This is a genomic window from Acinetobacter sp. LUNF3 (assembly GCF_022699605.1).
Lineage (GTDB): Bacteria > Pseudomonadota > Gammaproteobacteria > Pseudomonadales > Moraxellaceae > Acinetobacter > Acinetobacter johnsonii.
Window position 1 is genome coordinate 3,170,584 of sequence record NZ_CP093968.1, and the last position, 22,491, is coordinate 3,193,074.

Here is a 22,491-nt window from a genome sequence, read left to right on the forward strand (position 1 = left end):
ATGATACCAAAGAGTAGCTATCCAAGTGATCAAAAAATTTTACGTGTGGTTTCAATTAACGTAAATGGTCTACGTTCTGCAGAAAAAAAAGGGATTTTTGATTGGATTGCCACATCAGATGCTGATGTGATTTGCATGCAAGAATCTCGCATCACCCACGAACAATGGACCGATAAATTTAAACCTGAAGGCTGGCATACTCACCTGTTCCCTGCTGAACGTCCAGGGTATGCTGGCACTGCTATTTATAGCCGTTTACCATTTGTTTCAGTTACTGATGGACTTGGTTTTGAATTAGCCGATTCTCAAGGCCGCTTTATTTCGGCTGAGTTTGACTTAGGCTTAGACCAAAACGTGCATATTTGTTCACTCTATTTACCATCGGGTTCTTCTGGTGAAGAGGCACAAGTACGTAAAGACCACTTCTTAGAAGAATACAAACAAATTTTGAAACAATGGCGCGATGAAAATAAATCCGTGATTGTCTGTGGTGACTACAACATCGTGCATAAACGCATCGACATTAAAAACTGGTCAGGCAATCAAAAAGCCTCAGGCTGCTTACCGCACGAACGCGCTTGGCTCGATCATATTTATGATGAACTTGGCTATGTCGATACTTTCCGTGAAGTACGTCCAGAAGCTGAGCTTTATTCGTGGTGGTCAAACCGTGGACAAGCCCGTGCGAAGAACGTGGGCTGGCGCATTGACTATCAAGCGTGCTCACCTGACTGGAAAGCCCGTACAGTCAATGCTTGGGTCTATAAAGAAACATGGTTTAGCGACCATGCACCTGTCATTATTGACTACAAAATCTAGATAAATGTAAATATTTAGCTCATATCCAGTGAACAACTGTTTACTGGATATGAGTTTTTAACCTACATTATCTGCCGTTTTTTGAGTCTTTTTCTGATCAATCAATCAGTGCATTATGTTTCCACGGCAAAGGGACGATGTCAGGATGACAGCACAAGGACAGGACGCCGTAGGATGAAATTAAAACGAACTATGGATATAGTTGGTTTTCAAGGATGTGACAATGGACGTTGTAATGAGACCCGCATGATCAGGATGATTAAATGCGGGTTTTCTCTTTTTTAGTCTCTACTTTTTAATATTTTTTATTTTTTTATTCTATTTTTCTTTGATTTAATTCTAAAACGCTTTTATGACAAGACGATGACGCTATTGGCTTAAATCGCGACACTAGAGCTGCTCTGCTTTTTCCGTTACTCTAAACCCAGCTTAAAATTCAGAAGGGTTTTCCATGTTAAACGTGTATGGCATTAAAAATTGTAATTCAATGAAAAAAGCATTCGACCTACTGAATGAGTTAGGTTTAGCGTACGAGTTTCATGATTATAAAAAACAAGGCATTGATGCTACGACTGTCAAAACATGGCTCGATCAGATTGGGGCAGATGTGGTCCTGAATAAGAAAGGTACCACTTGGCGTAAGCTGACTGAAGCAGAACAAGACACTGCTTTAGCTTCAGAGCAAGGACTGATTGATGCCCTCACAACCCATCACAGCCTCATCAAGCGCCCCGTGATTGCAACCCCGAAGGGTTTTATTGTGGGTTTCAATGAAGATGCAATTCGTGCCCTAAAGGCATAACAAAACAAAAAAAGCCGAGCAATTGCTCGGCTTTTTTTGTTGGATGGGATTAGTTCGCGCGAATCCAAGTTTGGTTACGGCCAAGTGCAGCCACGCCAATATAACCACGAAGCTCTAGTTTTTTACCACCAGCAGCAATGTTGCCTTTTAATTTATAGGTTTTACCGGTTTGTGGATCTAAAATTGATCCACCGTCATAGCTTGTACCACCCACATTTTTCAGACCATGTACAATCGTTAAACCTTTCAACGATTTGTTTTTGTATGGGCCTTCACACTTGGTACAGGCATTTTCTTCACCTGGTGTCAAAATACCTTGAATACTCGCAGTTAAAGTTCCATTTTTTTGCTCAGTAAATTTAACCAATGCTTTCGCTTGTTTAGTTTTGTCATCAATCGTTTTCCAAACAGTGCCATTCAGCGGATCTGCTGCATGAGCTAGAGCGGTTAATCCTAGTACGCTTAACGCAAGTGCAATTTTTTTCATTTTTGTCATTTCCCTAGTCTAGTATAGACGACTATCATTATTAAAAAGTCACAACAATTTTTCAATTTTTCAATGTGACCAATTAGTGTAACCTTGTAAATTATGTTGGTAAATACACAAACTCAAGGTAAAACAAATAACAAAATGGAATAACTATGAAGATTGCCGATCCATGGAAACAAATCATTACAGAGCAGTTTTTAAAAACCACGATTCGAACCCCAAGTCGCTTTAGTCTCCCACCCAGTAGTCAGCGTTTTCTTCTTGAACAAATGTGTCGTGCCTTTCCGCTCAATAAGTCGATCCAGATTCGTCCTCTACGTCTTGCAGGCCTGCGTGCGGAAGAGTTAAAACCTGAAACTGAAGCCACTCAGCTCATTTTGCATATTCATGGTGGAGCTTTCTTTTTAGGTTCAATGAATACCCACCGTGCGTTTGTCTCAGACCTTGCAGCCAGTACACAAATGCAAGTCATTCACCTTGACTATCCTTTGTCACCCGAACACCCCTATCCTGAAGCCATTGATGCGCTGTTTGATGTTTATCTGCTGTTATTGGAGCAAGGGATACAAGCCAAAGATATTATTTTATCAGGGGATTCATGTGGTGCAAATTTAGCGCTAGCCTTGGCGCTGCGCATTCGTGATGAGCAACGCCCTCAAGTCAGTGGGCTGATTCTGCTTTCGCCATTTTTGGATTTAAGCTTAACCAGTGAATCTATTCGCTATAACAGCAAGCTCGATGCACTTTTATCCATCGAAGCCCTTGAAACAGGCATCGACTATTATGTTCCAGAGCAAATCGACCCCGCCGACCCACTCGTTTCACCCTTATTTGATGATTTAGCAGACCTCCCGCCTACCCTTGTACAAGTCGGTTCGAAAGAAATTCTCTTGGACGATGCCCAGCGGTTTAGAGATAAAGCGACCAAGGCAGGTGTAGATGTGACATTTAAACTATACACAGGCATGTGGCATAACTTTCAAATGTTTAATGCATGGTTTCCAGAAGCTAAAATGGCGTTGCATGACATAGCAACGTTTGCTCAAGCGCTCGACCAAGACTAGACACATTCCACATAAAAAAAGGTCAGCTGAACGCTGACCAAATGAGGAATCATGGAACTACAGTTATTGTTATTAGATTGCTTGTACCTGCGCTAAAGCTGCTTCAATGGCTTTGTCTTTCAGCTCTGGACCCATATTCACGCCTTCAGCACGAATGATTTCAACATCGGTCACACCAGTAAAATTAAAGACAGTTTTTAAGAAGCTTTCTTGGAAGTCAACAGGACTATTTTCACCATAGACACCACCGCGACTACTGGCAATATAGGCTTTCTTGTCACCAGCCAAACCGACAGGGCCATTTTCAGTATATTTGAAAGTACGACCTGCAACACTAATGCGGTCAATCCATGCTTTTAAAGTCGACGTAATCCCGAAGTTATACATCGCTGCACCAATCACAACAACGTCCGCATCTAAGTACTGTTGAATAATACGTTCGCCCAGAGCCGATTGTTCTGCATTTTGACCCATTAAAATTTCTGCGTCTAAATGTGGAATCGGTTGCGTTGCCAAATCCAAATATTCAACCTCAACTTGCGCATGCTTTTCGCTAAGTTGCGAAACAATGGCTTGGCTCAACTGACGAGACACAGAAGCATCCGCCATAATACTTGAATCAATATGTAAAACTTTCATGGGATGTTCCAACATAATCTTTATTGAATAGTTGCATTTTAAAATAAGATTATCCTTAGAATAATAGGCCTATTCAAAACACTATGTTCTAAAAATAGAATGGTCTTTCCCTTCTGAGCTACATACTCAGTTCGTCACCTTTGATACCGTCTTTTTATAAGATTGTGATATGTTAAAAGTAATGTATAAGAAATCAATCACATTATTTAAAAAATAAAGCGGATATATCAAGGATGAAACGATTGAATGAGTTCATGGTTCTCAATATCTAAACAGCTAAGCAACAGCAAACTTTCTCATTATCTACTTGAAGAGGAAGTCATCATGAATTGGAGTACCTTGAAAAAGTGCATTCTGATGTTGGTTTTGGCTTGCATTATTCATGTTGCTTGGCTCGGTTGGGATAGCTTTATCCTACTGAACCCGCAATATTGGCAGGTGGTCAATCTCGATATTGTACGCATCCAATTTGTACTGAACTCTATCTTTTTACTGACCTTGTCAGGACTGATTTATCCCTGCTATGCCCTACATGATCGCGTCTGGGTGCAGCGTTTTTTACCCTATGTCGCAATCGGCATTTTTGTCATTTCTCTTTGCCAAGACAGTTATTTCGTTGGCGTATTAAGCCCAATGACTATGATTGCCTACATTTGTTTGCTGACCGTGGGCTTAGTCCTGTTTAAACGCAAAATCATTTATATCATGCTGATTCCAGCAACCAGCTTTTTGGTCTTCTCAGGCTATCTCAGTTTTATAGATGTCATGCCCTACTCTCCACTTTTCACCATTAACGGCAAGCTGTTTTATAATGGGTTTTGGTTATTTTCAATGCTGTATTTCATTACCCCTATTCTTGTCACTTGTCTGATTTTATTTGAAATCTTACTCAGCCAATGGCGGCATCGTGAGCGACTGATTCAACATTTAAGTTAGACCGACCAACTCACCAACGCCTTGAACCGCCGCAGTATTAACCAAAGCTTAAATGAGTTGCATCATGATAAAGATTGCCCCTATGCCATCGTGCTTTTAGACCTCGACCACTTTAAAAATATCAATGATCAATTTGGACATCATATGGGAGATACGGTTCTGATTGCCGTAAGTCAAAAATTGGGCCTTCATTTGCGTGAAAGTGATGTAGTCGGCCGTTTTGGGGGTGAAGAATTTATACTCATTTTAAAGCAGTCTTCTGCCCTTAAAGCTCGTCAAATTGCGGAACGTTGCCGTGCAGCCATTGAAGATTTAGTGATTCAAAATGAAGATGGACGTGCAATTCGCATTACTGCCAGTTTCGGCATTGCCCTAGCGACGGATAAATTGAAACCGCAACAGCTTTTGGATCAAGCAGACAAAGCACTCTATGCCGCTAAAGCCAGTGGACGCAATCAAATCAAATGCTATCTGGAAATCAATTCCTGTGAGCTCAAATATAGCGCCGCATGTGCAGACACACAGCACATCTCATCCAACTAAACTGCTTCTGCCCGTGCCGCGTCAACCCATTTTATGACCGCAGGATGCTGCATAATGTGTTGCATATACTGCTGGCTACGTTCAGATACAGGCAGTGCATAACTCTTAAAGCGCATCACTACAGGGGCATAGAAGGCATCGGCTATAGAAAAATCACCAAATAGAAAGGGATGTTCATCTGCACGATGTGCCCAAATTTGTTCAATTCGTTCGACATCTGCTCTTAATTCAGCATGCTGCGCCCACAGAGCTTGCCCCTCAGCTATGCTGTACTGCGCTTGAATATTCATCGGGCACAATTGGCGTAGTGCCATAAAACTACTGTGCATTTCACAACTGATACTACGTGCTTGTGCTCTCAAATGAGCCAGTTTAGGCCACAGCGCTAAATCTGGATTTTGCTCGGCCAAATATTCACAGATGGCTAAAGAGTCCCAAATTTTAAATTCACCCACGTCCAATACGGGCACTTTAGGATTGGCATGAATGTGGGACAGTTGCTCTTTAAAACTGGGGTTTGTCGCATCAAAGCGAACCAGTGCCTCTTCAAAATCGATGTTAAATGCGGTCAAGACCAACCACGCTCGCATTGACCAACTGGAGTAATTTTTATTGGCAATATATAAACGTTGCATCACCCTTCTCCCTCAGGTTAAAAACGTTGTAATTGAGCTAAAAGTTCAGCCTCAGTAAATGCACCGGTTAAACGTAAACCACGAATTTCTTGTTGTGAGGCATCTAAGAATAAATAGGTCGGTGGTCCTAAAATATCCCACTGGTTTAAAAGCACTTGATGGGTTGCATCGTAATGACTCAAATCCAATTTAATCAAATAATATGGCGCAAGCGCTTGCTGTACCGTTGCAGACTTTAATATACGGTGTTCAATCGGCTGACAAGCAACACACCAATCCGCATAGACATCGATAATGATCTTTTGACCTTTTGGTGCTTGTGCCAAGAGCTGCTTAAACTCCGCTGCCGTCGCTGCCACATGCCAACGCGCAGATGAAGCCACTGGTGCTTCAAAGAAACGCTGACTCTGCTGATATTGGCTATAAGCAATGTACGTCCCGCCAATAACTAAAGCCACGATATACAGCATACGCAACTGAGTTTTATACCACATCAAACGATACAACACATAGATGATAAAGCTTAACCCTAGCAGCAGACTCAGGGCTTGCATCCATGTTTCAGAAAGCAAAGGACGTACAAAATACAACGCCAAAGCCAACATGATGAAAGCAAAGAATACCCGAACCTGATTCATCCACAGCCCAGCACGAGGCAATACCTTAGCGCCCAGTACGCTTGCCAGTAACAGCGGTGTACCCATACCAAAGCCTAAGGTGAACAGCAAAATGGCCCCTTGCCACTGGCTTTGTGTCTGTGAAATAAACAGTAAAGCGCCTGCCAAAGGCGCAGTCATACACGGTCCAACCAACAGCGCAGAGATCATGCCCATAATCGCAGCACTGATCAGGCTTCCACCCTTTTGCATAGACTGGATATGATCAAGTTTATTCACTACGGCTTGCGGCAGTTTAAGTTCAAACAAACCAAATAGATTGAGCGCGAATAAAACAAAAAGAATGCTAAAAGCAATCAGGGTGGATGGCTGTTGTAACCAACGCTGGAAGTTCAAACCTGCTGATGAGGCCACCAAGCCCAAAATGGCATAGACCATGGCCATACTGCACACAAAGACCAAGGCAATCATCCATGCTTTCAGGCCTTTGCTATCGCGAATAATTAAAGAGGTTAAAATCGGCAACATCGGTAAAGAACACGGCGTAAACGCGAGTAATATCCCAAGGCCAAAGAACAGTAATAAACCATAAGCCAATGAGCTTTTGGCTAACTCTTCAGACCAAATTTGGTCTTGCGCAGCAATCGCATCGGAAGCTGTTGCGGCGGGTTCAGCAGTGACTGTGGGGTTGATCGGCTCAAATTGCGGATTCGATTGCGCGGCTAAATCTAACAGTCGTTTTGATCCACCTGCTTGGTCTTGTAGGCTGACTAAGCCATTAACATCCGTTTTAAACTCAATGCTTTGCGGCGGATAGCAAATGCGATCTTTGGCACAGCCTTGCCAAGTCACCTTATAGGTTTGTGAAGCCTGCGTGTCTAAGTCAAATTGCACTTGTTGATAATAAACTTGGGTGTGTCCATAGTTTTCATCATACAGATCATGCGCAGGAGGTAGCTCAAGCTTGAGCGGCTGACCTGCCTGTTGTACTTCAAATTTGTGCTGATACAGATAATACTGTTCAGGAATATTCCAGTGCAGTTGAGCCGTATGTTCAGTCGTAGATTCCACTGTAAATGGAAAAGCATCTTCAGCTGAAAGAAGTGGAGTTTCCGCATGAACGTTTAGGATACTGGCCCAGATACACAGATTGATGATCAATACTGACAGTGCCAGATACCACGTTTTGCCGCTCATCCCCTTTTTCAGATGAAGATGCTTTTTCATAATATGTTCTTTTTTCTAATTAAAATAAGTATGAAACGCCAAGTCCTGAATAATAACTTTTATCTGAACCATTTAAGTCAACACCAATACTTGCGTCTAACTGCATCCGATTATTCACCGCATACATGACACCTGTACCGAGCGCATATTCATTGTCTTGACTTTCTGCTTTACGATAAACCAATTCAGAAAAACCGCTGAGTTTATCGGTAAATTGATATTCTAAAGTCGGAATTGCAGAAATGGCCCAATCACTATTTTGCACTTCATAACGCATAGTGATGGATGTCGACACGAGGTCGCTATAATCGTATGCCACCACAGATGACAGACTATAAATATCATCTTCATTGGTGAAACCATCATTACCTGTGGCAATAATCGCTTCAGCCAGTACCGCCATAGTCAAGCGTTCATCATCCAAAGGAATCGCCGCTTTCACACCCACACTGACATCACCCAAACCATCTGTTTCAGACTTATTGCCTGCCACTTTCATTTGTTGCCAAGAGGGCCCAGCCCAACCCAATTGCAATTCGATGTTTTCAGCTAAACCTGTGCGCAATAACATATCTGCATTTAAGCTGGTGGTTTTGACTTTTTCACCATCAGCCGTGGTCGATTCAGCATAGTGCGCATTGGCCAAGCCCTGCTCCCAAGCCAACCGCCCCACAGGCGTAATCCCTGTCCCTATGCCCGAACCTGGGCGGTCAAAGGAAAAATCTGCAGCCATCACATTCATACTGAACCCAGCGGCTACACATAAACCTAAATGTTTTAATTGCATCATGATGATCTCGCTGTTTAAGCTAATTCTTTTGTCATTTTTGCACCATGCTGACGAAGCAACTCTAAAGTTTGCTTTTCTTCAGCCAATGCTTCGGCCCAATTAATTTCGTCAAACTCACAATCAAAGAATAAATCGCTAATTGAAGATAAAATAGTTAAGCCATCTTCATCTTTGGTGTTTGGATCAACTTTTTCATCCAATAAACGTTTGACCGCGGGCGCACATGCAGCACTTGCAGCATCCCAAAGTGGGCCATAAATTTCTTCTGTATCCCACAAATGCAAGTTTGCTTTGCCATGAATCAGTTGTTCTAAAATGTCTAAATGTACCGCTAGAGTCTGTTGTTTTTCTTGTTCTGACAGTGGTGCACCTGCTTCATACGCTTCGCAAATCGCTTCCCACCATTTGAATAAGCCATCTGACCAAACAGAAATCACAGGTCCTTTTTCAGGGTCGATAAAATTGAGACTTAACCCATCGGTCAATAGACGTTGAACTTGTTGAAGATCTAATTCTTCAAGTGCTTGCACGAAAGCTTGTTGTTGCGCGGTTAACATGGAGATGACGCTCTTCAATTCAGTTTATTCTATTATGCCGAATAAACGGGACATTTGTTATCCGTAATGTTGGATAAAAGTGAGTGCCCAGCATTAAAAAAGCCCCTGATTGAGGGGCTTTTTTTAAATTCGGTGAGGTTTAATCTTCCTCATCATCAACTAGGCCATCATCCTGATCTGCATATACAGGTTGGCCAGCACGTGGTTTATCATTTTTTTCAAAGGTATGTTCTAAACTACGTTTAAGGCGATCGATCGCACCATGAATCGCAGTATCGACATTATGACCTTTATGATTTACAACCACGGGTTTTAAACCTGCTGGACGCGCTTCAATCATACATTGAATGTCGTCATCTCCGCCTTTATGGCTATTGGCATCACTTAGATGCACTGAAAAGTGGGTAATGCGCTCACTGTGACGTTGAAATTCTTGATTCAGCTCTTCGCGTATATAACTAATTAAACGGTCACTATTTTGAATGTTTTTATCTGTACGGATTTCTATGTTCATAAAATAACATCCTCTCTCTTTCTTTATTCGACTCTTTTTTGTACGAAGATTTTTATCTCTTGGCACACTTGTAACTTACTGTTTTAACAGTATTCGACCATCTTCAATTGCTTTGGAATGTAACCTCCATCGATTGAATGATGAACACTTTTGAGTCTGCAGATCTGTGTCCTTCTCCTTTGAATATCGGGCCTAACTGAAAATTATGCAAGTGATATTTTTAAAAAAATATGAAAAGGATACTTATTGTGACAAGCCCTTACTTGCATGGCTAAAAACAGATGGATTCGATTCCATCTTCTCGCTATTCACATAACTTCATTGGCTAGAATGAACAAAAAAACCTGATGATTATGACAACTTCAATTACGGCAGGAATGACCGCAAACATCGATCATTCATTCTTTGCAAACATCCCCAAATAAGTGCAAACCCTGTTCCATTCTAGGATTTTCCCGAGCTGTATCATGTCGATATTGCTAAATTTATTATTCAATCACCTAACATTTTTTCCAAGAAGGTCCATATCAAATTAAGTGTCATGCCTGAAAGGCAACATTAAACCATTTGGTAAAAAAAGTATAAAAAATGGCTCATTTTGATATCTATTTTCCATGACGTTCGTCAAATTTGGCTTTATTTTTGCTTAATAATCGGTATCCTGTATCCGATTTTTTGGGGAAATATTCATGAAACTGACTCAAATTGCTGCTTTCGTAGCATTATCTTCTGCTGCGGCAATTTCTCAAGCTGCGCCGATTTGGCAAGACTTTAGCATCACTGGTTTATATGGTGAAAACTATGCTCATCCTGTAAATATGGATGACAACAACCAGCAAACGACTGCAACTGTAGAATATACTGCTAAGTTAAAATATGGTGATTTTTTCGGCTTTGCTGACCGTGCTCACAATGACTTTGAAAACAGCACATATTTCGAGCTTTCTCCTCGTTTAAGCTTAAGCGAAGTGACAGGGACTAAATTAGAAGCTGGTCCGATCAAAGATATTTTAATTGCAGGAACATGGGAAGCGAACAGCTCTAACTACCCAGGTGCAGACTTCAATAACTACCTCTATGGTATTGGTTTTGATCTTGCTATTCCTTATTTCCAATATGCTCAGCTTAACTTCTACAAAGCAGACAATGAAAAAGGGACTACTGATGACTACCAAATGACTGCTGCCTACGGTATCCCAGTTAAACTTGGCTCAGAAGATTTTCTTATTGACGGCTTCCTTGACTGGTCAACAGGTGAAAATGCAACTCATGCAAGTGAGTTAAACTGGACAACTCAATGGAAATGGAATGTAGGTAAACACATTTCTCCAGATACACGTCTTTATGTGGGTGTTGAGCACTCAGTTTGGAACAACAAATACGCCATCAAAGGTTTAGACCAAAATGACGTAAGTGCATTAATCAAATACCACTTCTAATTCACTTTTGTGAATATCCAAAAGCAAGACTTCTGTCTTGCTTTTTTTTATGCAAAAGCAGCATGATAACCCTCCCAACGCATACAACCTTGCCTTCATGTCTTTTCTCATTCGTTCAGCCACTGAACATGATCTACCCGAGATCCAAAATATTTATAATGCAGAAGTTTTACATGGCATGGCCACTTGGAATGAACATGCCTATGATTTAGCGCATTTCCAAAAACAACTACTACACTTTCAACAAAACCAATTTCCATTTTGCGTGGTGGAAGACCAAGAAACGCAGGCCATTGCAGGCTTTGCAGACTATGCCACCTTCCGTAATTTTTCAGGCTATCGTTATACCGTTGAGCACTCGATTTATATTTCACCCAACTATGCACGTCAGGGCTTAGGTCAACAGCTTTTAGCCTATTTGATTGAACAAGCAAAAATGCAGCACATGCATGTCATGGTTGCAGGAATTGACCACGCCAATCTGGCTTCAATTGCTTTACATGAAAAGTTTGGCTTTGTACAAACTGGCTATATGCCCCAAGTCGGACAGAAGTTTGGGCAATGGCGTGATCTGGTGTTGATGCAACTACTGTTAAATCAGTGAGGCCGGGACTAAATTGTCACTGGTTACGCTAATTACGGCATAGGTATGCTTGGCCGCATGTTCATAAAAGTTTCTCAGCTGAGCAAAGACTAAACTCAACTCGGCAAATTGCAATTCAATCGATTCAGTCTGGATGCCATGTTCCTGTTCTAAGCGTTTCAAACACGTGGTTTGCATATGTTTTTTAAAGTCATCGATATCCAGTTTTTCTAAAGCCTCTTGAACTTCAACCACACGCACCGCGGTGTTATAACGTACCTCTGTAAGTTGTTTTTGGCGCTCTGCCAAGTGATGCTCGGCTTGTACACTCAAAGCTAGTAATGAAGTGCCAGACTTAAAACTGCCTTGCAATAAGGTCTGTAAGATTTTCCAGTTTTTACCTAAAAGCAGATGTGACTCGATGTGCTCCGAATTCAGCACATCGTCGACAGAAATAGATTCTAAAATCAACGTTTCCAAAGCATTGGGCGGAATACTTAATAATAATGTGTCCATATGGCTGCTCTTATTGTTGTTGCTTTGCATTAGCTTAACGCGTCTAAAAGCACACTGCTCAAACAATTTGTATGAGTAATTTTTCATACAAAGTTAAAGACGACCAACCTTTACTTCCAACCCAAAGGCCGGCCAACACAGACTATAATTTACCCCTCCTAGCAAATGTATATATTGAGACTCAAACAATCGAATCCCTCAAGGGAGTTTTCGGTTTTGATTGGAGAGGACAGAACATCATTGTGATATTTTTCAGCTTGATGAAAAAATTCAAATTACACGTCTAGATCATCCCTAACCAAGTATTTATGCGTTAATATCTCATTTAATTATTCAAAATAATCAGAGGGATAAATGGCAAAATTTTTAAATACAAGTGGTACTAATTTTTTTCTTGAAGAACTCATCAAAAATGCAAAAGAACGCCTTATTTTAATTAGTCCTTATCTCCGTTTAAATGACCGAATTAAGGAATTACTCGAAGATAAAGATCGTCTCAAAATTGACATTCGTATTGTCTATGGAAAAAGTGATTTACACCCAGACGAAATTAAATGGATGCAAAAATTGGATTATGTTCGCGTTAGCTTTTGCAAAAACTTACATGCAAAATGCTATATCAATGAAAGTGAATGTATTATTTCAAGTCTAAACCTTTATGAGTTCAGCCAAGTCAATAACAATGAAATGGGGATCTTAGTCCGTAAGTATGAAGATAATGAAGTCTTCAAAGATGCTTATGAGGAAGCTCAAAGGATTATCCGTATTAGTGATGAAGTACGTATTACTCTAGATGAAGTAAAAGCTGAAGCTTCTCCAGTTTCAGAGATGAAAGAAAGCGAAGAAGAAATAATTTTTACCAAACTAACGACTGCAAAACTCGCAGCAAAAGTTGGAATTAAAACCCCAGACTTATTAGAAAAATTAGTCAATAAAGGCTATTTAAACCTTACAGAAAATGGAAAACATTTTCTTACCGATTCAGGAAAAGCTATTGGTGGTGAGTTCCGAACTGGTCAGTATGGTATTTATTTTTTATGGGATGAAAATACTGAGATTTAAAAACAATAAATCCCTCCAAACCTCCCTTTTAAAAGGGAGGCTTCCCCCTCTCCCTTTGGAAGAGGGGGAGAATAAAAAAGCTTAAATCGCTACCAATTCTCGAATACCTTTTGCAGGCATTTCACAGCCTGCCCCTTGCGCAATCACTTGTCCACGGGCCATGACGGTATATGCATCGGCCAGCTCCTCGGCAAAATCATAAAACTGCTCGACCAAAACCACCGCCATGTCGCCGCCATCCGCCAGTTTACGAATCACTCGACCAATGTCTTTGATAATAGAAGGTTGAATGCCTTCTGTAGGCTCATCCAAAATCAATACCCGAGGCTCTGATGCTAAAGCACGCGCAATCGCCAGTTGCTGCTGCTGCCCACCCGATAAATCCCCACCTCGGCGGTGCTTCATTTCATCTAAAATTGGGAAAATTTCATACAAATGCTCAGGTACTTTTCGGGTTTTCGCCCCCTTAAACTTGGCCATGCCAATCAGGATATTTTCTTCGACAGTTAAGGTTGAAAAAATATCACGCCCTTGCGGCACATAAGCCAAACCTACATGCACGCGTTGCTCGGGACTCATTTTCGAAATGTCCTTGCCATCAAGTAAAATCTGTCCGGACTTGATCGGTAAAATCCCCATTAAACATTTCAGTAAAGTGGTTTTCCCTACGCCATTCCGCCCCAGCACCACGGAGCACTCTCCCACAGGGGCCTGAAATGAAACATCTCTTAAAATATGACTGCCACCGTAAAATTGATTGACGTCTTTGACTTCTAACATGGTCGGCTCCTTAACGTCCTAAATATTTCTCAATCACATCCTCATTGGCCTGTACCTCAGCCAATGTACCTTCGGCTAAGATCGCCCCTTGAGCCAGTACCGTCACTTTTTCACTGATGGTGTCGATAAAGCTCATATCATGTTCAACCACCACCAAGGTGTGATTTTTCTTTAACTCTAAACATAGCTCAGCTGTTCGTTCCGTTTCGGCATCGGTCATACCGGCCACGGGTTCATCGAGTAGGATCAGCTTAGGACGTTGCATAAGCAACATGCCGATTTCCAACCATTGTTTTTGTCCATGTGACAACAGTCCCGCTGGTTTATGTACCCATTCTTCTAGGCGAATTTGCGCTAAGGACTCGTCCAAAGCCAACTGCGCATCTGGATCAAGTTTGCTAAAAAAGCTTTTCTTCACCCGCTTATCTTTGGGTGCAGCTAGTAGTAGGTTTTCCATCACTGTAAAGTTTTCAAATACCGTTGGTTTTTGAAATTTACGGCCAATGCCTGCTTCCGCAATTTGCTCGGTACTCATCTTGGCCAAATCATAGTTTTGCCCAAAAAAAGCAGAGCCTTCTGTCGGTCGGGTTTTTCCCGTAATCACATCCATTAGTGTGGTTTTACCTGCCCCATTGGGCCCAATGATGCAGCGTAGCTCCCCTTCTTGGATGTATAGCGATAAATCATTTAAGGCACGAAAAGCATCAAACCAAACACTAACTTTTTCCAAGTACAGTGCAATCCCATGACTGAAGTCAGCGCCTTGTTCTTTGGGACGTCCATAGCCGTCTGAAGCATGGCCACCATGAGGTTGGATCATTTCACTCATTCGCTACGCTCCTTTTTAAAACGGTCAAATAGACCAATGACACCTTTGGGTAAGAAAATGGTGACCACAATAAATAAAGCACCCAAGATCAATAACCATGCTTCTGGATAAGCCACGGTGAAATAGGTTTTTACGCCATTAATTAACCCTGCACCCAAAATTGGGCCAATCAAAGTCCCACGCCCACCCGCAGCCACCCATACCGCCATTTCAATCGAATTGACGGGGTTCATTTCACTCGGGTTAATAATGCCAGCCTGAGGCACATACAAGGCTCCTGCAATCCCTGCAATCACTGCGGACAGCACCCATGCAGAAAGCTTGTACCACAACGTGCGGTAACCCAAGTACTGCAAGCGGTTTTCACTATCCCGAATTGCCCCCAGCACACGACCGTAGGGTTTATTCATTAAATGACGCAGACCCACAAAGCACAGCATCAACACCAAAGCCGTTAAGGAACATAAGGTGGCACGCATGGGTGCAGAAGTGATGTCCATGCCTAAAATGGTCTTAAAGCCAGTAAACCCATTGTTTCCGCCAAAGCCTGTTTCATTGCGGAAAAACAATAGTGCCGCAGCAAATGTCATGGCCTGCGTAATAATCGAAAAATACACGCCTTTAATTTTGGAGCGAAAGGCAAAGAAACCAAAGATGAAGGCCACCACACCGGGCACCAACACCACCAAGGCCAAAGCCCATAAGAAATGATTGCTACCCACCCAATACCACGGCAGTTCAGTCCAGCTTAAAAACCGCATAAAGTCAGGCAGGCTGTCACCCGCTGTCTGACGCATCAGATACATACCAAACGCGTAGCCACCAAGGGCAAAGTACAAGCCATGGCCTAGGCTTAAAATGCCTGCATAACCCCAAACCAAGTCCAACGCCAAAGCCACCAAAGCCAAGCACATGATTTTGCCAATCAAGGTGACCCAATACGCAGAGAGATGAAAGGCTGAATCGACTGGTAGTAAATGTAACCAAGGCAGGATCAACATCACCGCAAAGCAGACCGCAATAGCGAGCGCACTATAAGGTTTATCGGAAAATAAAGAAGTGATTTTCATGCGCTTACTCCACAAAACGGCCTTTGATGGCAAACAAACCTTGTGGACGTTTTTGAATAAACAAAATCACAAGAACCAGTAGAATAATTTTTGCAAGAACAGCCCCCATCCCAATTTCAAGGACCGTACCGCTGATCCCTAAACCAAGTGCCGCCAGCACAGCTCCCCAAACTTGTCCAACACCACCCACAACAACAACCAAGAAAGCATCGATAATGTAGTTCTGACCCAAATCAGGCCCAACATTGCCCACCTGTGCTAAGGCACAGCCTGCTAGACCAGCCAGCCCAGAACCCAGCCCAAAGGCCAACATATCGATACGGCTAGAGCGAATACCGACAGCACGTGCCATTTGACGGTTTTGTGTTACGGCACGTACAAACAGACCAAAGCGGGTTTTATTGAGTAGGTAAACCAACAGCAGTAGCACCGCAACCGTAAACACAATAATGGCAATCCGGTTATACGGCAGCATCAAACTTGGACTCAGCGCTATCCCCCCCGATAACCAAGAAATATTCGAGACTTCAACATTTTGTGCGCCAAAAATCATCCGCACCAATTGCATCAAAATCAGACTGACCCCAAAAGTGGCCAACAAGGTTTCAAGCTGACGACCGTACAGTGGACGAATCACCGTCCGTTCAATCAACATGCCAATTAAGGCGCTCACCAAAAAGGCTGCAGGAATAGCTGCAATTAAATACCAATCGACATAACTACCTAAATAAGTCTTAAACAGGCTTTGCACCACATAGGTGGTATAGGCCCCAATCATAATCAACTCACCATGCGCCATATTAATCACACCAAGCAGGCCATAAGTGATGGCTAAACCGAGCGCTGCTAGCAGTAAAATACTGGCTGTACTGAAACCAGAAAATACATGCCCTGCCCATTCACTGACCTGAATCCGTGTTTTAATCTGACTTTTGGCATCCACCAACACGGCTTTAAGTTCTGGGTTCAAATTTGATTGAGTTAAAGCTTGCTCAACCAGTGCCAGCACCTCGGGACGATTGGAATCGGTAAGGACTTTAGCAGCCTGAATTTGGACTAAAACATCTGGACTTTCAAAGTCGAGGCGTGCTTTAAGCTGTGCCAAGCGCTGTTTAACTTTATTATTTTGTTCATGCAGATAGAGCTGATTAATCTGCGCAACATTCAGTTCAGACAGATTATTTTCTAAAATATCAATGGCTGCTAAACGTTGGGCAGATTCTTCAGATTTTAATTTGGCCTGTGCCTGCCCAAAGTTTAAGGCTTTACGTAAAGTGTTGACCAAAGTGACCTGAGACAAATCCCCCGGCCAAGTTTCAATCACTTGCTCATCGGGATAACGCAATAATTTTTCATTATTTTTTAAGATATACGTCGTGCCTGCACTATCCCGATACAGCTCATCACTGTCGATCAGTGCCACCAATCGATCAAATTCTTCAATCGTCCCCGGCCATTGGTTGAGCATGGCACGGCGCTCAGCAAACTCAGCTTTGACAAAACGTTGAATCGTATCATTTGATGCTGATACGCTTTGGGTCTGAGCAGAAAGTTGCGCCTCTTCAGCCCAAATACTGCTACTCACGAGCTGTGCCATTGCGCACAGCAGTGCAGCACAAAAAAATTTAAGATTCATAATATGACTTCCTTAAGCTTGCTTAAAACATCCCCCCATCGGGATGTGCTTACTGAAAAGCCCACAGCAATCGCAGCAGGCTCAACGCTTAAGACAATTATTTAGGAATGTACGGACTCCAAGGTTCCGCCTTAATCACATTTGGTGTTTTATAGACCACGTCAAACTGACCATCACCTCGAATTTCACCAATCATCACTGGTTTTTGTAGATGATGATTTTCAGCATCCATTTTTAAGGTATAGCCTGATGGTGCTTTGAACTCTTGACCAGCCATCGCAACGCGAACTTTATCAACATCAGTACTGCCTGCCTTTTCAACCGCTTGCTTCCACATATTAATGCCCACATAGGTGGCTTCCATCGGGTCATTGGTCACGATTTTGTCAGCATTCGGCAGTTTATATTCCACTGCATACTGCTTCATTTTATTGACAAATTCAGTATTGGTCGGGTTTTTCACCGACATGAAATAGTTCCAAGCAGCCAAATGTCCAACCAATGGTTTGGTATCAATACCACGGAGTTCTTCTTCACCCACAGAGAAAGCCATGACTGGAATATCCGAAGCTTTAATGCCTTGGTTGCCTAGCTCACGATAGAACGGTACGTTAGAATCACCATTGATGGTTGAAATGACCGCGGTTTTCTTACCTGCAGCAAATTTCTTCACATTACCAACAATGGTTTGATAGTTACTATGACCAAAGGGCGTGTACTCTTCCATGATGTCAGCATCGGCCACACCTTTGGACTTCAAAAACGCACGTAAGATTTTATTGGTGGTACGTGGGTAGACATAATCCGTACCGAGTAGAACAAAGCGCTCTGCTTTACCGCCCTCTTCGCTCATCAAATATTCCACCGCAGGAATCGCCTGTTGGTTCGGTGCGGCGCCTGTATAGAAAATATTTTTCGACTGCTCCTGCCCTTCATACTGCACGGGATAGAACAATAAACCATTCAACTCTTCTACCACAGGTAACACTGACTTACGCGATACCGATGTCCATGCGCCAAAAATTACTGCCACTTTATCTTGGGTAATGAGTTGTCGTGCTTTTTCAGCAAATAAAGGCCAATCAGATGCTGGGTCCACTACTACAGGTTCTAATTTTTTACCCAGCACCCCACCATTGGCATTAATTTCATTGATGGTCATCAAGGCCGTATCTTTGAGTGAGGTTTCAGAAATTGCCATGGTGCCTGAGAGCGAGTGCAAAATTCCGACTTTGATAGTGTCACCACTGCTCACTGCCGCTGCTGGCTCAGACGTTGCTGTTTCCGCTTTCTCCGCAGGTTTTGAACAACCTGTCAAAGTAATAGTCCCCATCATTGCAGTTGCAAGGAATGTTTTCGTGAGTAATTTTTGTTGGAACATCTTGATTTTCTCCAAACTTGAAACTTAGGGTGCATTTTGCAATGCATGATTGTTATTCGCGCTATGAGTGCCAATTCAATTTCTATGCCAAGCAGGGTTTTATGATGTAAAAATCATTGTAAAAATTTTAATTATTTTAATATTTATCAATTACTTATTAATTTTTAAATGCACTGCATTTTAGGTGGATTTGCGCCCAAATGGCTACTTTTCTGCATACAAACTTGTATACATCATGTGTTCCAAATCAATTCATTTCGCCTAATTCAATCGATTGATCTGAAAAATTGTGCACAGATTAAGCGCAATTTTATTGCCCATCTGCGCAGCAAAAAGCCCGCAATGTACGGGCTTTTTATTTTTAGATTAAAAGTGTTCAAATAACACAATTTATTCATTTAATGCAGAATCATATGCCTAGGTTGATTTAGTGATGTGTAATCTTCAAACCAATAATGTGGATCATTACCTTTCGTATATTTAACATTTTGTTCTTTATAATTTCCTTTAAACTTTTCAGCAAGGGTAACGTGTATTGAGCCTTGTTCAGGATAATCACAATGTGCATCACTGATTCGATTACCTAGTGCTAACTCATTGTCTAAAATTTTTTTCATCTGAGAATTTAATAAATTGGCATAATACAAAATTCTTTTTTTCCATTCGACACGCCCTGCTAAGCTTAAGGCATGTAGTGTTTCATCATCCACATCAGCTTCACGCATTTCCTGTAATTCTTCTTCATTCATGCCCATATCATTTCGTATATTTTCCGCTAAATGTTTTTCTTGATATTCCATTTTTATTCTCTTAAAGCCAATTTAGTTTTTAGTCATCATAATAGATAAGCCCACTTTACGCAGGCTTATCAATATATTAAACCACCAACTCGGCCAAGTTACCTTTCTGCTCTAACCATTCTTTACGGTCACTCGAACGTTTTTTTGCCAGCAATTTATCCAATAAACCTGCAGTAAAATGACTGTCATCCAAATCTAACTGCACCAAACGGCGTGTGTTTGGATCCAGCGTGGTTTCACGCAGTTGGCTGGCATTCATTTCACCCAAACCTTTAAATCGAGTAATTTGCGGGTTCTTGGTTTTGCATTTTTTCAACATGCTTTCAAGCTCGTCATCGTCCAAGGCATAGTGCACATCTTTTGCATCATCAATTCGATACAGCGGTGGCATCGCCACATACAGATGTCCTTCTTCAACCAAAATCGGAAAATGTTTCACAAACAAAGCACACAGCAACGTCGCAATGTGTAGACCATCTGAGTCAGCATCAGCCAAAATACAGATCTTGCCATAACGTAATTCGGATAAGTCATCCGACCCCGGATCGACCCCGATCGCAATGGCAATGTTATGCACTTCTTGCGAAGCCAAGACTTCATCAGAAGAGACTTCCCACGTATTTAAGATTTTTCCACGAATAGGCATGATCGCTTGGAAGTTTTTATCCCGCGCCTGCTTGGCTGAACCACCCGCAGAATCACCTTCCACAATGAACAGTTCAGACTCTTCTAGGGTATGTCCAACACAGTCTGACAATTTTCCGGGTAAAGTCGGCCCTGCCACAATTTTCTTACGTTCAACTTTTTTCGCAGCTTTCAGACGACGACCTGCTTTCGAGATCGCCATTTCCGCCAACTGCATGGCAATATCGGAGTTTTGGTTCAACCACAGCGCAAAAGCATCTTTGGCAATGTTTTGGACAATACTCGATGCTTCACGACTGGATAAACGCTCTTTGGTTTGGCCTGAAAACTGTGGCTCTTGGAACTTCAACGATAAAATATAGTTCACACCATCCCAAACGTCTTCAGCCGACAGCTTCATATTGCGTGGCAGCAAGTTACGCAGTTCACAAAACTCACGCATCGCATCGGTTACACCTGAGCGTAGGCCATTCACATGAGTCCCGCCCTGCGCCGTTGGAATCAAGTTCACATAGCTTTCTTGGACCAACTCTCCGCCATCGACATTCCAACAAATGGCAAATTCGGCACTGGCACGCTCGGCATCTCCTGTTGCCACAAAGGCTGGATGAGGCAGAATCTCACGATCCTCAATTTCATCCATCAAATAATCGACGAGGCCATTTTCAAATTGCCAAACGATTTTTTCGTCATTGATTTGGTCAACATAATTGATTTGCAAACCTGCCGCCAAAACGGCTTTGGCTTTTAAGTTGTGCTTCAGCGCTTTCAAGGCAAATTTCGGTGAATCAAAATATTTAGCTTCAGGCCAAAAGTGAACGGTGGTTCCTGTCGCACGCTTCGGAGCTTTGCCTTCTAACACCGTCAAGGGCGCAGTCGGTTCGCCCTGCTCAAAGGCCATTTGATAGAGGTTGCCTTGACGTTGAACCTCTACTTCGACTCGGCTAGATAAGGCATTTACCACGGAAATGCCTACGCCATGCAAACCACCTGAGAACTGGTAGTTGTCGGTACTGAATTTACCACCTGCATGCAGTTTGGTCAGGATGATCTCGATCCCGCTTTGACCATATTCAGGATGAATATCGACAGGCATACCACGACCATTGTCTTCGACTGAAAGCGAACCATCTTTATAAACGGTGACGGTAATTTTGTTGGCATGACCAGCCAGTGCCTCATCGACTGCATTATCAATAACCTCTTGCGCCAAATGGTTTGGGCGTGTGGTATCGGTATACATGCCGGGACGACGACGTACCGGATCTAAACCAGATAATACTTCAAGCGATTGAGCCGTATATTGAGACACGTTGTACTGTTTCCTTATTTTAAGCAGTCCGATAAAAACTGTAATGCCATCGGTATTTTGTCTGCGAAATCTTCCATCGCATGATTGCCTTGCGTTTCCGAGATCACGAGCGCTGCGCCATTATAATAGCGCTGTGCTTCACGATAATCCAAAACTTCATCGCCTTGTTGCAATAACACTAAAATTTTGTCTGCATCTTGCACAAATGGCAGTTCAATCTGTTCTAAATAGTCCAATTGCGCATCATCGAGCGTCCAATGTTCATTGACTCTATAGGGCAGTTGCGTCGCACCAAATATATCTCGGAACAAATGCCATGGTTGCATAGCTGGATTGATCAGCACAGCCGGTACTGCCAGCTTCGCGACCAGTTGTGTCGCATAAAACCCACCTAAGCTACTGCCTACCAGCACCACCTGATCCAACTCCTGAATCAAGGCGGCCAATTTTTCTAAGGCCAAATATGGCGGCATGTTCAAATCTGGCAAATGCACGTTCCACTGTGGACGAGATTCGCAATAGCGTTTCAGCAATTGACCTTTAATCGATAAAGAACTGCTTTGAAAGCCATGTAAATAAATAATATTCATGCTGTACATTTACTCTTCTACATCATTTTTATTGAACTCAAAAGAGATGGCATCAGCTGACTGTATTATTTTGTATGGATATAAAAATTGTCAGACAAAAAAATAAGGTCATCTGTGTATTCATCGCTATTGTAAAAGTTGTTCGAGATGAATTAGATAAGCTAGAGTGCTAAGAATTTATACCGTGATCGTTGAAAAAAATAAAGTCCCTGCCG

Annotated in this window: 22 protein-coding genes and 2 pseudogenes; 8 read left to right on the forward strand and 16 right to left on the reverse strand. The window is 42.3% G+C overall.

The genetic code is table 11. From position 1 onward, the window contains the following. Positions 1-819: an exodeoxyribonuclease III gene (locus MN200_RS15490; RefSeq protein WP_062031929.1), complete on the forward strand. Its 819-nt coding sequence runs from the start codon at positions 1-3 to the stop codon at positions 817-819. 451 nt (positions 820-1,270) lie between these two features. Next, entirely contained in the window at positions 1,271-1,621 is a 351-nt protein-coding gene (locus MN200_RS15495) for a Spx/MgsR family RNA polymerase-binding regulatory protein (RefSeq protein ID WP_058870519.1), read from the forward strand. Between the two features lie 49 nt (positions 1,622-1,670). Here the strand turns inward: MN200_RS15495 and MN200_RS15500 are convergent, their stop codons facing one another. Beyond that, on the reverse strand, positions 1,671-2,108 hold the full coding sequence (locus MN200_RS15500; RefSeq protein WP_005401494.1) for a DUF2147 domain-containing protein: 438 nt from the start codon (positions 2,106-2,108) through the stop codon (positions 1,671-1,673). Between the two features lie 155 nt (positions 2,109-2,263). Here MN200_RS15500 and MN200_RS15505 point away from each other — a divergent pair, with 155 nt between their 5' ends. Then, positions 2,264-3,175: an alpha/beta hydrolase gene (locus tag MN200_RS15505; protein ID WP_058870520.1), complete on the forward strand. Its 912-nt coding sequence runs from the start codon at positions 2,264-2,266 to the stop codon at positions 3,173-3,175. Between the two features lie 72 nt (positions 3,176-3,247). Here the strand turns inward: MN200_RS15505 and MN200_RS15510 are convergent, their stop codons facing one another. After that, a complete protein-coding gene (locus MN200_RS15510) occupies positions 3,248-3,814 on the reverse strand; it encodes an NAD(P)H-dependent oxidoreductase (RefSeq protein ID WP_058870521.1) in 567 nt (188 codons plus the stop codon). Positions 3,815-4,060: 246 nt separating this feature from the next. Here MN200_RS15510 and MN200_RS15515 point away from each other — a divergent pair. Next, positions 4,061-5,293: pseudogene (locus MN200_RS15515) on the forward strand (GGDEF domain-containing protein). Here MN200_RS15515 and MN200_RS15520 read toward each other — a convergent pair. From MN200_RS15520 to MN200_RS15540, 5 genes are all read right to left on the reverse strand, one after another. Next, positions 5,290-5,928, reverse strand: a complete 639-nt coding sequence (locus MN200_RS15520) for a glutathione S-transferase family protein (protein ID WP_058870522.1) — start codon at positions 5,926-5,928, stop codon at positions 5,290-5,292. The pseudogene MN200_RS15515 and the gene MN200_RS15520 sit on opposite strands and share 4 nt — an antisense overlap. A gap of 17 nt (positions 5,929-5,945) precedes the next feature. After that, positions 5,946-7,772: a protein-disulfide reductase DsbD gene (dsbD, locus tag MN200_RS15525; protein ID WP_058870523.1), complete on the reverse strand. Its 1,827-nt coding sequence runs from the start codon at positions 7,770-7,772 to the stop codon at positions 5,946-5,948. 19 nt (positions 7,773-7,791) lie between these two features. Further along, on the reverse strand, positions 7,792-8,562 hold the full coding sequence (locus MN200_RS15530; RefSeq protein WP_058870524.1) for a transporter: 771 nt from the start codon (positions 8,560-8,562) through the stop codon (positions 7,792-7,794). A 14-nt stretch (positions 8,563-8,576) separates the two neighbouring features. Further along, entirely contained in the window at positions 8,577-9,119 is a 543-nt protein-coding gene (locus MN200_RS15535) for a hypothetical protein (RefSeq protein ID WP_004978318.1), read from the reverse strand. Positions 9,120-9,258: 139 nt separating this feature from the next. Further along, positions 9,259-9,633, reverse strand: a complete 375-nt coding sequence (locus MN200_RS15540) for an HPF/RaiA family ribosome-associated protein (RefSeq protein ID WP_004691760.1) — start codon at positions 9,631-9,633, stop codon at positions 9,259-9,261. Between the two features lie 329 nt (positions 9,634-9,962). Here MN200_RS15540 and MN200_RS15545 point away from each other — a divergent pair. The 3 genes and pseudogenes from MN200_RS15545 to MN200_RS15555 form a co-directional block, all read left to right on the forward strand. After that, a pseudogene (locus MN200_RS15545) lies at positions 9,963-10,169 on the forward strand (purine permease); the annotation flags it as partial. Between the two features lie 153 nt (positions 10,170-10,322). After that, positions 10,323-11,072: an outer membrane protein OmpK gene (locus MN200_RS15550; protein WP_058870525.1), complete on the forward strand. Its 750-nt coding sequence runs from the start codon at positions 10,323-10,325 to the stop codon at positions 11,070-11,072. 49 nt (positions 11,073-11,121) lie between these two features. Next, positions 11,122-11,676: a GNAT family N-acetyltransferase gene (locus MN200_RS15555; protein WP_058870526.1), complete on the forward strand. Its 555-nt coding sequence runs from the start codon at positions 11,122-11,124 to the stop codon at positions 11,674-11,676. On the opposite strand, the gene MN200_RS15560 is transcribed toward MN200_RS15555, so the two are convergent. Continuing rightward, on the reverse strand, positions 11,665-12,171 hold the full coding sequence (locus MN200_RS15560) for a DUF1877 family protein (protein WP_058870527.1): 507 nt from the start codon (positions 12,169-12,171) through the stop codon (positions 11,665-11,667). The genes MN200_RS15555 and MN200_RS15560 overlap by 12 nt on opposite strands. 354 nt (positions 12,172-12,525) lie before the next feature. On the opposite strand from MN200_RS15560, the gene MN200_RS15565 reads away from it, so the two are divergent. Then, positions 12,526-13,233 carry a phospholipase D family protein gene (locus MN200_RS15565; RefSeq protein WP_058870529.1) on the forward strand — a complete coding sequence of 236 codons (708 nt, stop codon included), beginning with the start codon at positions 12,526-12,528 and terminating at the stop codon, positions 13,231-13,233. 81 nt (positions 13,234-13,314) lie between these two features. Here the strand turns inward: MN200_RS15565 and urtE are convergent, their stop codons facing one another. The 8 genes from urtE to MN200_RS15605 form a co-directional block, all read right to left on the reverse strand. Next, positions 13,315-14,013 carry an urea ABC transporter ATP-binding subunit UrtE gene (urtE, locus tag MN200_RS15570; protein WP_058870530.1) on the reverse strand — a complete coding sequence of 233 codons (699 nt, stop codon included), beginning with the start codon at positions 14,011-14,013 and terminating at the stop codon, positions 13,315-13,317. A gap of 10 nt (positions 14,014-14,023) precedes the next feature. Then, positions 14,024-14,842, reverse strand: coding sequence for an urea ABC transporter ATP-binding protein UrtD (gene urtD, locus MN200_RS15575; protein WP_058870531.1), 819 nt, complete (start codon positions 14,840-14,842; stop codon positions 14,024-14,026). Further along, on the reverse strand, positions 14,839-15,912 hold the full coding sequence (gene urtC, locus MN200_RS15580; RefSeq protein WP_005401483.1) for an urea ABC transporter permease subunit UrtC: 1,074 nt from the start codon (positions 15,910-15,912) through the stop codon (positions 14,839-14,841). Before urtC ends, urtD begins: the two co-directional genes overlap by 4 nt. Positions 15,913-15,916: 4 nt before the next feature. Continuing rightward, positions 15,917-17,548 carry an urea ABC transporter permease subunit UrtB gene (gene urtB / locus MN200_RS15585; RefSeq protein ID WP_058870532.1) on the reverse strand — a complete coding sequence of 544 codons (1,632 nt, stop codon included), beginning with the start codon at positions 17,546-17,548 and terminating at the stop codon, positions 15,917-15,919. A 97-nt stretch (positions 17,549-17,645) separates the two neighbouring features. Then, positions 17,646-18,929 carry an urea ABC transporter substrate-binding protein gene (gene urtA, locus MN200_RS15590; RefSeq protein ID WP_058870533.1) on the reverse strand — a complete coding sequence of 428 codons (1,284 nt, stop codon included), beginning with the start codon at positions 18,927-18,929 and terminating at the stop codon, positions 17,646-17,648. Positions 18,930-19,327: 398 nt separating this feature from the next. Beyond that, on the reverse strand, positions 19,328-19,729 hold the full coding sequence (locus MN200_RS15595) for a hypothetical protein (RefSeq protein WP_058870534.1): 402 nt from the start codon (positions 19,727-19,729) through the stop codon (positions 19,328-19,330). A gap of 76 nt (positions 19,730-19,805) precedes the next feature. Then, positions 19,806-21,686, reverse strand: a complete 1,881-nt coding sequence (gene parE / locus MN200_RS15600; RefSeq protein WP_058870535.1) for a DNA topoisomerase IV subunit B — start codon at positions 21,684-21,686, stop codon at positions 19,806-19,808. Positions 21,687-21,700: 14 nt separating this feature from the next. Further along, the gene (locus tag MN200_RS15605) at positions 21,701-22,276 is read right to left on the reverse strand and encodes a YqiA/YcfP family alpha/beta fold hydrolase (RefSeq protein ID WP_058870594.1); all 576 of its coding nucleotides are present in this window, start codon (positions 22,274-22,276) and stop codon (positions 21,701-21,703) included. Positions 22,277-22,491: the final 215 nt, after the last annotated feature.

What these genes read in the sequence shown, in the direction of transcription:
- MN200_RS15490 (WP_062031929.1), top strand. Translation starts at nt 1, where the DNA reads ATGATACCAAAGAGTAGCTATCCAAGTGATCAAAAAATTTTACGTGTG.
- MN200_RS15495 (WP_058870519.1), top strand. Translation starts at nt 1,271, where the DNA reads ATGTTAAACGTGTATGGCATTAAAAATTGTAATTCAATGAAAAAAGCA.
- MN200_RS15500 (WP_005401494.1), bottom strand. Translation starts at nt 2,108, where the DNA reads ATGAAAAAAATTGCACTTGCGTTAAGCGTACTAGGATTAACCGCTCTA.
- MN200_RS15505 (WP_058870520.1), top strand. Translation starts at nt 2,264, where the DNA reads ATGAAGATTGCCGATCCATGGAAACAAATCATTACAGAGCAGTTTTTA.
- MN200_RS15510 (WP_058870521.1), bottom strand. Translation starts at nt 3,814, where the DNA reads ATGAAAGTTTTACATATTGATTCAAGTATTATGGCGGATGCTTCTGTG.
- MN200_RS15520 (WP_058870522.1), bottom strand. Translation starts at nt 5,928, where the DNA reads ATGCAACGTTTATATATTGCCAATAAAAATTACTCCAGTTGGTCAATG.
- dsbD (WP_058870523.1), bottom strand. Translation starts at nt 7,772, where the DNA reads ATGAAAAAGCATCTTCATCTGAAAAAGGGGATGAGCGGCAAAACGTGG.
- MN200_RS15530 (WP_058870524.1), bottom strand. Translation starts at nt 8,562, where the DNA reads ATGATGCAATTAAAACATTTAGGTTTATGTGTAGCCGCTGGGTTCAGT.
- MN200_RS15535 (WP_004978318.1), bottom strand. Translation starts at nt 9,119, where the DNA reads ATGTTAACCGCGCAACAACAAGCTTTCGTGCAAGCACTTGAAGAATTA.
- MN200_RS15540 (WP_004691760.1), bottom strand. Translation starts at nt 9,633, where the DNA reads ATGAACATAGAAATCCGTACAGATAAAAACATTCAAAATAGTGACCGT.
- MN200_RS15550 (WP_058870525.1), top strand. Translation starts at nt 10,323, where the DNA reads ATGAAACTGACTCAAATTGCTGCTTTCGTAGCATTATCTTCTGCTGCG.
- MN200_RS15555 (WP_058870526.1), top strand. Translation starts at nt 11,122, where the DNA reads ATGCAAAAGCAGCATGATAACCCTCCCAACGCATACAACCTTGCCTTC.
- MN200_RS15560 (WP_058870527.1), bottom strand. Translation starts at nt 12,171, where the DNA reads ATGGACACATTATTATTAAGTATTCCGCCCAATGCTTTGGAAACGTTG.
- MN200_RS15565 (WP_058870529.1), top strand. Translation starts at nt 12,526, where the DNA reads ATGGCAAAATTTTTAAATACAAGTGGTACTAATTTTTTTCTTGAAGAA.
- urtE (WP_058870530.1), bottom strand. Translation starts at nt 14,013, where the DNA reads ATGTTAGAAGTCAAAGACGTCAATCAATTTTACGGTGGCAGTCATATT.
- urtD (WP_058870531.1), bottom strand. Translation starts at nt 14,842, where the DNA reads ATGAGTGAAATGATCCAACCTCATGGTGGCCATGCTTCAGACGGCTAT.
- urtC (WP_005401483.1), bottom strand. Translation starts at nt 15,912, where the DNA reads ATGAAAATCACTTCTTTATTTTCCGATAAACCTTATAGTGCGCTCGCT.
- urtB (WP_058870532.1), bottom strand. Translation starts at nt 17,548, where the DNA reads ATGAATCTTAAATTTTTTTGTGCTGCACTGCTGTGCGCAATGGCACAG.
- urtA (WP_058870533.1), bottom strand. Translation starts at nt 18,929, where the DNA reads ATGTTCCAACAAAAATTACTCACGAAAACATTCCTTGCAACTGCAATG.
- MN200_RS15595 (WP_058870534.1), bottom strand. Translation starts at nt 19,729, where the DNA reads ATGGAATATCAAGAAAAACATTTAGCGGAAAATATACGAAATGATATG.
- MN200_RS15605 (WP_058870594.1), bottom strand. Translation starts at nt 22,276, where the DNA reads ATGAATATTATTTATTTACATGGCTTTCAAAGCAGTTCTTTATCGATT.